Annotated in this window: 14 protein-coding genes; 11 read left to right on the top strand and 3 right to left on the bottom strand. The window is 67.4% G+C overall.

All coding sequences use genetic code 11. The features are described from left to right. Window positions 1-14 precede the first annotated feature (14 nt). Entirely contained in the window at window positions 15-581 is a 567-nt protein-coding gene (locus ACRCUN_RS08970; protein WP_462141269.1) for a TetR/AcrR family transcriptional regulator, read from the bottom strand. A 124-nt stretch (window positions 582-705) separates the two neighbouring features. On the opposite strand from ACRCUN_RS08970, the gene ACRCUN_RS08975 reads away from it, so the two are divergent. From ACRCUN_RS08975 to ACRCUN_RS08985, 3 genes are read left to right on the top strand one after another with little or no spacing between them, the layout of a single operon-like run. Beyond that, the gene (locus ACRCUN_RS08975; RefSeq protein WP_462141270.1) at window positions 706-1341 is read left to right on the top strand and encodes a TetR/AcrR family transcriptional regulator; all 636 of its coding nucleotides are present in this window, start codon (window positions 706-708) and stop codon (window positions 1339-1341) included. Window positions 1342-1401: 60 nt separating this feature from the next. Then, complete coding sequence (locus tag ACRCUN_RS08980; protein WP_462141271.1) at window positions 1402-2364, top strand: class I SAM-dependent methyltransferase; 963 nt, start codon at window positions 1402-1404, stop codon at window positions 2362-2364. Further along, window positions 2361-3296, top strand: coding sequence for a class I SAM-dependent methyltransferase (locus ACRCUN_RS08985; RefSeq protein WP_462141272.1), 936 nt, complete (start codon window positions 2361-2363; stop codon window positions 3294-3296). The genes ACRCUN_RS08980 and ACRCUN_RS08985 overlap by 4 nt, the downstream gene beginning before the upstream one ends. A gap of 58 nt (window positions 3297-3354) precedes the next feature. Here ACRCUN_RS08985 and ACRCUN_RS08990 read toward each other — a convergent pair whose 3' ends face one another. After that, window positions 3355-3522: a hypothetical protein gene (locus ACRCUN_RS08990; RefSeq protein WP_462141273.1), complete on the bottom strand. Its 168-nt coding sequence runs from the start codon at window positions 3520-3522 to the stop codon at window positions 3355-3357. 190 nt (window positions 3523-3712) lie between these two features. Here ACRCUN_RS08990 and ACRCUN_RS08995 point away from each other — a divergent pair, with 190 nt between their 5' ends. From ACRCUN_RS08995 to ACRCUN_RS09020, 6 genes are read left to right on the top strand one after another with little or no spacing between them, the layout of a single operon-like run. Next, window positions 3713-4579 (top strand): SDR family oxidoreductase, encoded by an 867-nt coding sequence (locus ACRCUN_RS08995; RefSeq protein ID WP_462141274.1) that lies wholly within the window; start codon window positions 3713-3715, stop codon window positions 4577-4579. Beyond that, window positions 4576-5538: an NADPH:quinone oxidoreductase family protein gene (locus ACRCUN_RS09000; RefSeq protein ID WP_462141275.1), complete on the top strand. Its 963-nt coding sequence runs from the start codon at window positions 4576-4578 to the stop codon at window positions 5536-5538. The genes ACRCUN_RS08995 and ACRCUN_RS09000 overlap by 4 nt, the downstream gene beginning before the upstream one ends. After that, window positions 5538-6236 carry a haloacid dehalogenase type II gene (locus ACRCUN_RS09005; RefSeq protein ID WP_462141276.1) on the top strand — a complete coding sequence of 233 codons (699 nt, stop codon included), beginning with the start codon at window positions 5538-5540 and terminating at the stop codon, window positions 6234-6236. Before ACRCUN_RS09000 ends, ACRCUN_RS09005 begins: the two co-directional genes overlap by 1 nt. Before the next feature lie 9 nt (window positions 6237-6245). Beyond that, entirely contained in the window at window positions 6246-6968 is a 723-nt protein-coding gene (locus tag ACRCUN_RS09010; protein WP_462141277.1) for a methyltransferase domain-containing protein, read from the top strand. Beyond that, the gene (locus ACRCUN_RS09015; protein ID WP_462141278.1) at window positions 6965-7450 is read left to right on the top strand and encodes a DUF456 domain-containing protein; all 486 of its coding nucleotides are present in this window, start codon (window positions 6965-6967) and stop codon (window positions 7448-7450) included. Before ACRCUN_RS09010 ends, ACRCUN_RS09015 begins: the two co-directional genes overlap by 4 nt. Next, on the top strand, window positions 7447-7995 hold the full coding sequence (locus ACRCUN_RS09020; protein ID WP_462141279.1) for a YceI family protein: 549 nt from the start codon (window positions 7447-7449) through the stop codon (window positions 7993-7995). The genes ACRCUN_RS09015 and ACRCUN_RS09020 overlap by 4 nt, the downstream gene beginning before the upstream one ends. A 138-nt stretch (window positions 7996-8133) precedes the next feature. Here the strand turns inward: ACRCUN_RS09020 and ACRCUN_RS09025 are convergent, their stop codons facing one another. After that, on the bottom strand, window positions 8134-8571 hold the full coding sequence (locus ACRCUN_RS09025; RefSeq protein WP_462141280.1) for a hypothetical protein: 438 nt from the start codon (window positions 8569-8571) through the stop codon (window positions 8134-8136). Window positions 8572-8670: 99 nt separating this feature from the next. Here ACRCUN_RS09025 and ACRCUN_RS09030 point away from each other — a divergent pair, with 99 nt between their 5' ends. Together ACRCUN_RS09030 and ACRCUN_RS09035 are read left to right on the top strand one after the other, a co-directional pair. Beyond that, window positions 8671-13038 carry an HAD-IC family P-type ATPase gene (locus tag ACRCUN_RS09030; RefSeq protein WP_462141355.1) on the top strand — a complete coding sequence of 1456 codons (4368 nt, stop codon included), beginning with the start codon at window positions 8671-8673 and terminating at the stop codon, window positions 13036-13038. Between the two features lie 14 nt (window positions 13039-13052). Continuing rightward, window positions 13053-13325 carry a hypothetical protein gene (locus tag ACRCUN_RS09035; protein WP_462141281.1) on the top strand — a complete coding sequence of 91 codons (273 nt, stop codon included), beginning with the start codon at window positions 13053-13055 and terminating at the stop codon, window positions 13323-13325. Window positions 13326-13428 lie beyond the last annotated feature (103 nt).

The raw sequence follows: 13428 nt of genomic DNA on the forward strand, positions 1-13428 counted from the left end.
GATCGTAGGCGTCTCTAGCTGGTTTCAGGTGTCGGTGTGAACCGGCCCGACTCCAGCGCGTCGCGCATCTGAAACGAGATCCACTTCAGTGCCTCGGTGTCGCGCGGCAGTGTGCTCTGTTCGTATCCGACGATCAGATAGACACCCCACGCCGCGAAATAGCGTGCGTTGAGGTCGTCGCCGATGATCTCGCGCGCCGACTCATAGATGATGTCGAACCGCAGTTGGTCGACGACGGCCTGAACGGTGTACACCTCGGGGTCGAGCGAACTCCACACCCGGATGGCAGCCTCGGCGCCGTGTGGCAGTGCGAGCGCTTCTTCGATGAGGGTTTCGATGCGGCGATGCGGGTCCGGGTCGGTGCGCACGGCCTCGATGACGCGAAGGGTCCGTGCCTGCCGCCAGTGTGCGATGAGTTCTTTGGTATACGCGGACCAGTTGGGGAAGTAGTGGTAGAAGGACCCCGTGGTGACGCCGAGCCGGTTGCACACCTCGGCGAGTTTCAGACCGCCGTAGCCAAGGTCGGACAACACGTCCAGACCGGTGTCGAAGTACGACTCCCGTGAAACGACGCCCGCCATTCGGGTCACCCTAGTTCGTCGGTCAAGGCCCGATTTCCAGGGGTATTTGCTGGCAAATGCGTCCGCGAAAGTCGGAATAGATACTCCGTGCGAGTGCCGAGGTGACGTGTGGCACAATTTGACCGTGGCGCACATTGCGAGCCGAGGACCGGGTCGTCCTCCGGCAGCTAAGGCAGCGGAGACACGCGAGCGCATCTTGCATGCCGCACGCGAGGTGTTCAGCGAACTCGGCTATGACGCAGCCACCTTTCAGGCGATAGCGGTCAGAGCCGATCTCACCAGGCCGGCCATCAATCACTATTTCGGTAGCAAACGCGTGTTGTACCGCGAGGTGGTCGAACAGACGAATGCGACCGTGATTGCCGCGGGCATCGCCCGAGCGCGCGAAGCCACCACACTTCTCGGCCGGCTCTCGGCATTCTTCGCTGCCGCGATGGATGCCGAATCGGCGGATCGGTCGGCGGCCGCGTTCCTGGTCACCTCGGTGCTGGAGTCACAGCGTCATCCCGAGCTGGTCTCCGAAGAGCACGATGCGCTCAAGAATTCGCGTGAGTTCGTGGAGTGGGCCGTCAACGACGCGATCGAGCGCGGCGAGCTCAACACCGACACCGACATCCCGGCGATCGTGGAAATGCTCGTCGCGGTGATGTGGGGCATGGGCTTCTACGCTGGGTATGTCGGCAGGCAGGGCGAACTCGGCGTCATCGTCGACAAGTTCGAGATGCTCATGGCCAACAAGCTCTGGCAACTTCGCGATTGACCGGTGGCGTGACGCACGCCACCCAATAGCCTGGCTAAGTTTTAGTAGCATTGCTACTAAATGACTGATCTGAGCGAAGCGCAGTCCGTTCGGACTGCAGGGGACAGCTGGGACATCACCGAGAGTGTTGGAGCAACCGCGCTGGGCGTGGCGGCATCGCGGGCCGCTGAGACCGCGCAGCCCGATCCACTGATCCGCGACGAGTTCGCATTCCTACTGGTGTCGGCGGCAGGCCCGGCCTGGGCCCAGCTCGCGAGCAGTGACCCGTACTGGATCGGCGACGATGAGGATGCCCGTCGCATCCATGAGATGGCACGCGATTACCAGGCCGTGCGGACACACTATTTCGACGACTACTTCGCCGAGGTCGCGCACGCGGGTATCCGGCAGGTCGTGATCCTGGCCGCCGGTCTTGATTCGCGCGCCTACCGACTCGACTGGCCCGCGGGCACGACGGTGTTCGAGATCGACCAGCCCAAGGTGTTGCAGTACAAGACCGCGACGCTCGATGCGCACGGCGCCGTTGCCCGGTCGCGTTACGTTCCGGTTCCGGTCGATCTGCGTGACGACTGGCCCGCGGCCCTGATCGGCAACGGATTCGACCCGGCACAGCCGACCGCATGGCTGGCGGAAGGACTGCTGCCGTACCTGCCGGCCGACGCCCAGGACCGGCTGTTCGAGTTGGTTGGCGCGAACAGCGCGCCCGGAAGCCGCATCGCCGTCGAAGCGTTCAACATCGATCCCGAGCGCTACACCGAGGAGCGGCGCGCCGAGCGCCGGGCCCGCGCCGCCCACATGCGCACCCAACTCGATCTGGATATCGACGTCGACTCCCTGATGTACGCCGATGCCGACCGCGCCGACGCAGGCGAGTGGCTGGCCGCGCACGGCTGGGACGTCGACGCGGTTGCGAGCAGTGAGGAGATGGCCCGGCTGGGCCGCCCCGCCCGAGACACCGATTTGGCCGAACTCGGCATGGACAGCGTGCTGCTGCGCGCCCGACTGGACGGAGAAACCGAATGAGCTCACTGCGGACGCATGACGACACCTGGGACATCGCCACCAGCGTTGGCGCGACGGCCGTCATGGTCGCGGCCGCGCGGGCCGGCGAAACCGAGCGCGAAGACGCACTGATCAACGACCCGTACGCGAAGATCCTGGTCGCCGGTGCCGGGACCGGTGTGTGGGAGTCGTTGCTGGACACCGAATTTGCCAGCAAGATCGAGAACGCCGACCCGGAGGCTGCGGCGATCTTCGAGCACATGGGCAACTACCAGGCAGTGCGCACCCACTTCTTCGACGACTTTTTCGCCAAGGCGGCCGACGCCGGGATCCGCCAGATCGTGATCCTCGCCTCGGGTCTGGATTCGCGCGCCTACCGGCTGGACTGGCCGGCCGGCACCACGGTGTACGAGATCGACCAACCGAAGGTGCTGGAGTACAAGGCGGCCACGCTTGCCGAGCATGGCGTGCAGCCGGCCGCACAGCGCAGGGAGGTCCCGGTCGATCTGCGGTTCGATTGGCCGAAGGCACTGCGCGAGGCGGGTTTTGACGACAGCAAGCCCACCGCGTGGCTGGCCGAGGGCCTGCTGATGTACCTGCCTGCCGACGCGCAGGACCGGCTGTTCGAGCTCGTGACCGAGTTGTCGGCGCCGGGCAGCCGCATTGCCGCGGAGACCGCAGGCGTCACCTCGAGTGAGCGACGCGAGGAGATGCGGGAACGCTTCCAGAAGTTCGCCGATCAGTTCAACCTGGGTTCGGCGCTCGACATCCAGGAACTCATCTACGAAGACCCCGACCGCGCCGATGTCGCGGACTGGCTGAACGCACATGGCTGGCAGGCGCAGGGTCTGCACTCGCTTGACGAGATGAGCAGGCTCGACCGCGTCGTCGAGATGACTCACGAGCACGACCGCGACGCGTTCTCCACGTTCGTCACAGCCGAAAAGCGCTGAACCACAACAAAAAGGGCGCCCCGGATTGATGGGGCGCCCTTTTTGACGGTATGGCGTGTCAGCGGCCGTTGCCGAAAACCGGGGCGGTATGGCTGACGGTGGCGCGCTGCTGGATGTCCTTCACCCAGTCGTGATGGCCGACGTCGGCCGACGCAGGACCGGCCAGGCCCAACACGGCGGCTGCCAGTCCGCTGGCGATCATTGCGGTGAATCCGACCTTCTTCATTTCAGTGACCCTTCCTATGAGCTTTTCTTGACTCATTCAACTTAAGAAGCATCGTGTTAATTCCACGTGACGTGTGATGTCGCTTACGGAGCCGACCCGGTGCAACGCCGCTGATGGGCCCGCCGTATACAGAGAAGGAAAGCCACGCAGCTGTGACAGCCATTACGGCCCGTCGGAGGAGAGGAATCCCATGCCAGGAGTGCAGGACCGCGTCGTCGTCGTCACCGGAGCCGGTGGTGGTCTCGGACGCGAATACGCGCTGACGTTGGCCCGTGAGGGCGCGAGCGTCGTCGTCAACGATCTCGGCGGCGCCCGCGACGGCACCGGTGCCGGGCACAACATGGCCGACCAGGTGGTCGACGAGATCAAGGAGGCCGGCGGCCGGGCGGTCGCCAACTACGACAGCGTGGCCGAGCCCGAGGGCGCCGAGAACATCATCAAGACCGCGATCGACGAGTTCGGCAAGGTCGACGGCGTCGTGAGCAACGCGGGCATCCTGCGCGACGGCACCTTCCACAAGATGACGTTCGAGAATTGGGACGCCGTGCTCAAGGTGCATCTGTACGGCGGCTACAACGTCATCCGCGCGGCCTGGCCGCACTTCCGGGAGCAGAGCTTCGGCCGCGTCGTCGTCGCCACCTCGACCAGCGGTCTGTTCGGCAACTTCGGTCAGGCCAACTACGGCGCAGCCAAGCTCGGCCTGGTCGGCCTGATCAACACGCTGGCCCAGGAAGGCGCCAAGTACAACATCAAGACCAACGCGGTCGCGCCGATCGCGGCCACGCGCATGACGCAGGACATCCTGCCGCCCGAGGTGTTCGAGAAGCTCACGCCCGAGTACGTCGCGCCGGTCGTCGCGTACCTGATGACCGAGGAACTGCAGGACACCGATTCGGTCTTCATCGTCGGCGGCGGCAAGGTTCAGCGCACGGCACTGTTCCAGAACGAGGGCGTCACCTTCTCCGACGGCGTGCCGTCGGTCGAAGATGTCGCCGGGAAGTGGGGCGAGATCACCGACCTGTCCGCGGCTCAGCAGGCAAGCTTCAAGCTGGGATGAAAGCGCTTGTAGCGCAGGCGCTTACCGGCACGTCCGGGTTGGCGTACGCCGACGTTCCCGATCCCGAGTCGCGCGACGCAGTGATCGTGGACGTCGGCGCCGCCGGTGTCTGCTTCCCCGACCTGCTGTTGTTGCGCGGTGAGTATCAGCTTCGGCTCGAGCCGCCGTTCATCCCGGGCATGGAAGTAGCCGGGACGGTGCGGTCGGCGCCCGAGGGGTCCGGCTTCGCGCCGGGTCAGCGGGTGTCGGCGTTCACGATGCTCGGCGGCTACGCCGAGCAGGTCGCGGTCAACCCCGCCAGTGTGATCCCCACGCCCGACGGCCTCGACGACGGGGCCGCGGCCGCACTGCTCGGCAACTACTACACGATGCAGTTCGCGCTGGCTCGCCGCGGCGCGCTGCAGCCCGGTGAAACCGTGCTTGTGCTCGGCTCGGCAGGCGGCATCGGCACGGCCTCGATCCAGCTCGCCAAGGCGCTGGGGGCGCGCGTGATCGCGATGGTGCACCGACCGGGTGCCGAGGAATTCGTATCGGAGCTCGGTGCCGACGTGGTGCTCCCGCTGACCGACGGCTGGCGCCAGGCGGTGCTCGACGCCACCGACGGCCGCGGTGTGGACATGGTGGTCGACCCGATCGGCGGCGAGGCGTTCGACGACGCGATTCGAGTCTTGGCCACCGAAGGCCGGTTGCTGGTCATCGGGTTCGCCGCCGGAGGTATTCCGACGGTCAAGGTGAACCGGCTGTTGCTGCGCAACGTCAGCGTGGTCGGCGTCGGCTGGGGCGAGTTCGTCAACCGCACACCGGGCGCACAGGCCGCGGTCGGAGCCCAGCTCGGCAAGTTGGTGGCCGACGGCCTGCGGCCCCCGCCCCCGGTGCGTTACCCACTGTCCGACGGGGTGGCCGCGCTCGACGCCCTGGCCGGCGGGCAGGTGCGTGGCAAGTTGGTGCTCGTGCCCTGATGGTGAAAGCGCTCGCGTTCGACGTGTTCGGGACCGTTGTCGACTGGCGGTCATCGATCATCGCCGAACTCGAAGCTTTCGGTAAAATTCAAGGGCTGCAACGGGATTGGCCCGCGTTCGCCGAAAACTGGCGCGCCGGCTACGCCCCGGCGATGGACCGGGTGCGCCGTGGTGAGCTGCCGTGGACCAGGATCGACGATCTGCACCGCGCGATCCTGGTCGACCTGCTCGACGGTGCAGGCATCCGAGTTGCCGACGACGAGATCGACCACCTCAACCGGGCGTGGCACCGGCTCAACCCATGGCCGGACTCGGTGGCGGGGCTGGCCCGGCTCAAAGCTCGCTTCGTCATCACCACGCTGTCCAACGGCAACGTGTCGCTGCTGACCAACATGGCCAAACATGCTGGGCTGCCCTGGGATTGCGTGATCTCGGCGGAATTGTTCCGGCACTACAAGCCCGATCCCGAGGCATATCTGGGTTGTGCCGAGCTGCTCGACGTCGCCCCGCACGAACTGACGTTGGTCGCGGCGCACCCAACCGATCTCCGTGCGGCACGCGCGTCGGGCCTCGGCACCGCCTATGTGGCGCGGCCACTCGAATTCGGACCCGCTCATCCGACGCCTGCGGTCGAGCCGGGTGAGTTCGATGTGGTCGCGACGGATTTTGTCGACCTCGCCGACCAGCTCGGTGCGTAGCGTAGAACCATGGACACCGCTTCGAGCCAAGCCTTGCGTAAGGCGCTCGATCTGCTGATCGATCCGCCGTCCGAACCCGACCTCAGCCGCGGTTATCTCGACCTTCTCGGCGCGGGCAGTGACGCCCCGAAGAACACGGGCTTCATCCAGAAAGCCTGGGCATCACCCCTCGGTTCGATGCTTTACGACCAGGCTCAGCTACTGAACCGCCGGCTGGTCGCGGCATCGCGCCCGCCCATCGACTGGCTGAACATCCCCAGCGGCGGCACCGCGCTCGATGTCGGCAGCGGGCCCGGCAACATCACCGCGGCGTTGGCAAAGGCGGCCGGTCTGGACGGCGTGGCGCTCGGCGTGGACATCTCCGAGCCGATGTTGGCGCGGGCCGTCGAGGCTGAGGCGGGACGCCAGGTCGGCTTCCTGCGGGCCGACGCCCAGCGGCTGCCGTTTCGTGACGAGAGCTTCGACGCCGTGGTCTCACTCGCGGTGCTGCAGCTGATACCCGACCCAGTCGCGGCGCTGTCGGAAATGGTGCGTGTGCTGCGACCCGGCCGGCGCATGGCCGTCATGGTGCCCACGGCCGGCCATGGCGCGGCGTTGCGGTTCCTGTCGAGGGGCGGCGCACGCCTGTTCGCCGAGGACGAGCTCGGGGATGTGTTCGAGGATCTCGGCCTCGTCGGCGTGCGAACCAAGACCCATGGGTTCATCCAGTCGGTCCGCGGAGCCAAGCCGTGAGCACGCTCGGGATCGTTCTCGTCGCACTGGCGATCGCGATCGGCTTGATCGGCATCGTGGTGCCCATCCTGCCCGGCGGGCTCCTCGTCTTCGCCGCGATCGCGGTGTGGGCCGTCGTCGAGCACAACACCGCGTCGTGGATCACGCTCGGCGTGGCGACCGTGCTGTTCGTCGCCGCGGAGGTCATCAAATATCTGTGGCCCGTGCGCCGTATGCGCGCAGCCGAAGTCCGAACACTCAGTCTCGTCGCGGGCGCCGTACTCGGCATCGTCGGCTTCTTCGTGATTCCGGTGATCGGATTGGTGATCGGTTTCGTGGCCGGCGTTTACCTTGCCGAGTTGGCCGCGCGCCGCGACTATCGGCGCGCATGGGCATCGACCGTGCACGCACTCAAGGGCGTTGCGCTGTCGGTCGGGGTCGAGCTGGTCGGAGCGTTGTTGGCGACGATGGCCTGGGTTGCGGGGGTGTTCGCGACAAATTGACCGCCAACGGGCAGTGGACGCTGAACGCGTCGGACGGCGAGTTGTTGCTGCACACCGGCGTCACCGGGACCGCGGCACGCATGGGACATCGGCTCACGATCGCGTTGACGTCGTGGCGGGCGACGGTGCAGTGGATGGGTGATGATCCCGCCGAGATCACGGTGACGGTCGACCTCGAATCGCTGGACGTCATCCGCGGCGAAGGTGGAGTGACGCCGTTGTCCGGTGCCGAGAAGAAACTGGTGCGTGCCAACGCGACGAAGTCGCTGCGGGCCGGCCGGTTCCCGCAGGCTCGTTTCCAGTCGACGACTATCGAACGCGATACCGACGTCATCCGCCTGATCGGCACCCTCGAGCTCAACGGCCGCGTCGGCGAACAGACCGTGGACGTCCGGGTCGAGGATGCCGGGGATTCATGGCGAATATCCGGTGCGACGGTCGTCGCGCACACCGACTACGGCGTCAAGCAGTACTCGATGATGATGGGCGCGATGAAAGTGGCCGACGAGGTGCGCGTTACGTGCGCGGCAAGTCACGCCAAATGATCGAATAACGTTGCGCCACAACGGATCCTTACGACATCTGAGAATCTCGTTTACGTACGTGTAGAACGCGGCGTTAACGGGTATCGACCACAGGATGAACGTGAGGAGTCCGATCATGAACATCGTCTCAGGTGTCGTTCAAACCGTCGGCCGGACCGCGGACGTCGCCACCGCCGCAGCGGGAGCAGTCGGCGGCGCGGCCATCAACGGCGTCGTAGGTGGGATCAAAGGTACCGGAGCGGGAATCCGCGACGGGTTGAGCCGAGGCAGTCGCTCGACGGCGGCAGCGGCCGTCACGATGGCCGCGGTCGGCACCGCGGGCCTCATCGAATGGCCGGTGTTGCTCACGGTGGGCGGTACGGCGCTTCTGGTGCACCAACTCAACGAGCGTGCGCGTGACGGGCGCACCGACGAGTCGAGTACGCCGCGTGCGTCGTCAGCGTCGTCGACCGGATCAACGTCTAGGTCCACATCGAGGTCGACATCGAGGTCGACGTCGTCGCGATCGCCGTCCAAGCGTTCGTCGCCTGCCAAGGCTTCGAAGGCATCGGCCCGCCGGGCAGCCCCCCGGCGCACCGCTAAGTGATCGCCGGCATAGGACGGGTAGTCCAGCGGGCGGCCACCGTGGCAACGACGGTGGCCGCGACACCCGTCGTGCTGACAGTCGGAACCGGCATGCGCGTCGCGTCCGGTTCCGTGGGATTGGCTACCCGGCTCACCTCACCTGAGACGTTCCAGTCAGCGCTCACGGCTGCGACCGAGCTCATCGGCGGCACCCCCGGGCGCCGCTACTGGCGTGGCGACGAGCGCTGCTGGATCGAAGTTCGTGGGCTGCAATCGGACCGGGATGGCGAGATCGGTACTGCGGTAACCCGCGCGGTCGCCGCACAACCAGGGATCCGCTCGGCGAAAGTCAACTACCCGCTGTCGCGCATCGTGGTCGAATTCGACGACTCCTCCGAAGCGCCGGATGTGCGACAACTCAGTGAGGTCATCGCGGCCGCCGAAACGGACGGCGCGGACAGGCATGCGGCTTCGGCCACCGAACTTCCCGGCGACGGCATCGCGTTGGCCGGAAAGGCAATCGCCGCCGCGGCGAACGGTGCCGGTGTCTGTGCGGCGACTTTCGCCCGGATACTGATGCTGCCGCGGCTGCCTGCCGGTCTGACCGCTGCCGTGACGCTTGTCGACTATCAGCCGCGGGTGCGGTCGCTGCTCGAATCACGGCTGGGGCCGCAAGCGGCCGACGCGACGCTGGCCGTCGCCGCCGCCACCGTCTATGCCCTGACGCAGGCTCCGGCCGCGGTCGCCGTCGAGTTCGTCCGCCACCTCTCGCAAGTCGCCGAAGCCGTCGCGGCGTCGAATGCCTGGCAGATTCACGAACCGGTTTTGGCCGCCGAAGCGGAGTGTGCCGATTCGACCCCGGCACCGTCCCGCCCGCATCCGCTGCCGACAGGTGCGGTGGAACGGCACGCCGAGAAGTTCGCGCGGGCACAAGCTCTCGCCGCCGCGTCGGCCGGCGTGCTCGCTCGCGATCCCAACTCCGCGGCCACCGCAGCCGTCGTCACCGCGCCGAAAGCCGGCCGCAACGCACGGGAGGCGTTCGCCAGTTCGCTGGGCCGCGGACTGGCCGAGCGCTTCGACGTCGTGCCGATGCGGCCGCGCGCATTGCGGATGCTCGACCGCATCGATGCCGTGGTCGTCGATCCGCGGGTGCTCGTGACGGATGAACTGCGTGTCGGTCAATTCCGTGACGTCGCGGAGCGGGACCGCGCAGCGGTCTGGCAGTGGGCGCAGGACAAGCTCGACGAGGGCGTGCTTTCTGCCGGCTGGCACACCGCGGATCTGGGCGGGGCGGCGCGTAACGGCCGGGCTCGCGGCAAAGTGCTCGTGCGTCATGCGCATCATCCCCTCGCCCAGGGCCTGCTCGGAGAGATCCGCCGAGCCGGTGCGCTTGCCGTCTCGCTGGATCTCGACCAGCTCGGCGATCTGCGTTCGTCGTTCGACGATCTGTACCCGGCGGACGGCGGTATCGATGCCGCGCTCGCCGCGGCCGTCGACGCACTGCAGCGCAACGACCGAACGGTGGCAGTGCTGTCGGTGGATTCAGCGCGTGCGCTCCGCGCCGCCGATCTCGCGGTCGGGCTGCTCAGCCCGCACGGCGGAATACCGTGGCACGCCGATCTTCTCGCGGGCGATCTGGAAGCGGTGTGGCGGATCCTGCACGCGATGCCCGCGGCGCGCCGGGCCAGTGAACGTGGCGTGGAACTCGCCACAAGCGGCTCGTTGCTCGGCGCGCTCTTGATGATTCCGGGTGTTCGCGGCATGGGTCCCGGTCCGGTCACGGCCGGCGCCGCTGCCGGTCTGGCGACCGGGTTCCTGCTTGCCCGCGGGGTTCTGCTGGATCCGGCTCCTGCGCCTGCCCCGGTCGAGGACTGGCACGCCATGACGCCCGACCAGGTCCGGCGGCATCTCGAAGTGTCGGAACCGGTTGAACCCCAGTCTGATTCACCGAAGGGTGCGTCCGTTGTGTGGCGAATCGGGAGTTCCGTCCGGCAGCAGGCCGCCGAACTCGCCACCGCGCTGCGCGGTGAACTCTCGGATCCGTTGACCCCGGTGCTGGCGGTCGGCTCTGCCGCGAGCGCATTGCTGGGCTCGCCGGTCGACGCGGTTCTGGTCGGGTCGGTGCTGACCGGAAACGCCGTACTCGCTGCCACCCAGCAGGTTCGGGCCGAGCGGCTGCTGCGGCGGCTACTGGCGGTCCAGGATCCGCCGGCCCGCCGGGTGGTCGGCGAGGAGTATCAGAACGTCCCGGCAGCGCAGCTACGGCCCGGTGACGTGATCGAAGTGCGGCCCGGTGAAGTGGTACCCGCCGACGCGCGGATCATCGACGCGGTCGACGTCGAAGCCGACGAGGCGGCGCTCACCGGCGAGTCACTGCCGGTGGCCAAACAGGTCGCCGCCACACCCGGTGCCGTTCTTGCCGAGCGGCACTGCATGATTCACGCCGGCACGACGCTCGTGACTGGCACCGCGGTAGCCGTGGTGACCGAGGTCGGCGCGCAGACCCAGGCCCGTCGTGCGGCCGACATCGGTCGCCGCGAAGGACAGGCGGTCGGACTCCAAACTCAGCTACGGGAGCTGACCAACCGTGCACTGCCGTACAGCCTGGCGGGCGGCGGCCTGGTGAGCGGCCTGGGCTTGCTGCGGAAGCTGCCGTTGCGCAGCGCGGTGGCCAGCGGCGTGGCCGTCGCCGTCGCTGCCGTTCCCGAGGGCCTGCCGCTCGTGGCCACCCTGGCGCAGCAAGCGTCGGCCCGACGGCTGACCGGCGCAGGCGCGCTCGTACGAAGTCCCCGATCGGTAGAGGCGCTCGGCCGCGTCGACGTCGTGTGCTTCGACAAGACCGGCACTCTCAGCGAGAACCGCCTGCGCGTGTCAGAGGTGCAGCCGGCGGGCAAGCTGTCGCGTGAGCAGGTGCTCGACTGCGCTGCCCGCGCCACCCCGCCTAAGAACGGCGACCACCATGAGCATGCGACGGACGCCGCGGTGGCGGAGGCGGGCAACTTCGACTTCGGCACGATCAACGGTGATACCGGGTACCTGCCGTTCCGATCGGGCCGCAAATTCTCTGCGTCGGTGATCGGTGAGGTGCTGTCGATCAAGGGCGCGCCCGAGGTCGTGCTCGCCGCGTGCGGCGCCGACGACGTTTCCGGCAAGGTCGACAAGATGGCGCGCAGTGGGCTGCGGGTGATCGCGGTCGCCCGGCGCGTACTGACACCCACGCAAGCCGAGCGCGCACGGGCCGATGCCGACGAGTTCGCCGAAATGTGCGGTGCGGAACTGGAACTCGTGGGACTGTTGGGGTTGTCCGATACGCCACGCGCCGAGTCGGCCGCATTGCTGAAGTCGTTGCAGCGTCAGCGCATCGGCATCCGACTCATCACGGGTGACCACCCGGTGACCGCCAAAGCGATCGCCGCGGAGCTGGGCATGCCCGTCACCGCCGACCAGGTCATGAGCGGCGAGGAATGGGTCGCGATGCCGCGGCGCAGCCAAGAGCGTGCGGTCGCCGAGAAGCGCGTGTTCGCCCGGATGTCGCCGGAGCACAAAGTGCAGATCGTCCAAACCCTGGAACGCACGGGACAGGTGTGCGCGATGGTCGGCGACGGCGCCAACGACGCCGCGGCCATCAGAGCGGCCACCGTCGGCATTGGCGTCGCCTCGCGCGGCAGCGATCCGGCGCGCAGTTCGGCCGATGTCCTGCTGCTCGACGGCCGGATCGGCGCGCTGATCGATGCGCTCGACGAGGGCCGCCACCTGTGGCGGCGGGTCCAGGCCGCGGTGTCGGTGTTGCTCGGCGGTAATGCCGGCGAGGTGGTGTTCTCGATCATCGGCAGCGCTCTGACCGGGCGGTCGCCGTTGAACACCCGCCAGCTCCTGCTGGTCAACATGATGACGGACGCGCTGCCTGCCGCGGCACTTGCGGTGAGCCCGGCCACCCGCTCAGTCGACGGTGGGGGGCACGGTCCCGACCAGGCCGCGTTGTGGCGGACGGTCGCGATTCGCGGTGCGACGACGGCGGGTGCGGCGACGGGCGCCTGGCTGATGGCCGGATTCACGCTTGCGCCGCGTCGCGCGTCGACCGTGGCGCTCGTCGCGCTGGTCTCCACCCAGCTCGCCCAGACGCTGATCGACTCCCACAGCCCGTTGGTGATCACCACCGCGGCGGGCTCGTTGGTTTTGTTGGGTGCGTTGATCAGCACACCGGGTGTCAGCCAATTGCTCGGCTGCACACCGCTCGGTCCGGTCGGGTGGACGAACGCGCTCGCGGCAGCAGGCGTGGCCACCGCGGCGGCCGCCGTGGCGCCGCGGTTGGTCTCAAGATTTCAGTCGTCGATTTCGACGACGCCGCAACGCCACAACACCGCATACAGCTCCCGCAACGGGATGGCCAATGCGCGCGTCACGACGTCGGTCAATGGATCCGCACTCACGCTTCACACGGTGCGAAGGTCAAACGTCGAAAAGTCGAAGACGACATGACGGAAAGGCAACGAATGGCCGAAGACTCACAGAATGCAACCGGGCACCGCGCTGCGGTGCAGCGGGTGCGTGACGCTCGGGGCTTCGCGGTGACGCTGCCCGTGGTGGGCAAAGTCCGAGTTCCACGCCCCGAACAGCTCGCCTACTACGGCGCATTGGGTTTGCTCGCTGCGACGGAGATCATCGAATGGCCCGTCGCGCTGGTGCTCGGGGCCGGGCACGTACTCATGCAGAACGAACACAGTCGCATCGCGCAAGAGGTGGGTGAGGCGCTCGAAGATGCGTGACCGGGCATCGTTTTGGCGGCGCCCCGGCGCGTTGCCGTCGCGCCCGCCTATGCGCGACAAAGTCGCGGAAGTCGCCTCGTTGGACACATTGACCACTCTGGGA

The organism is Mycobacterium venezuelense, assembly GCF_054919535.1.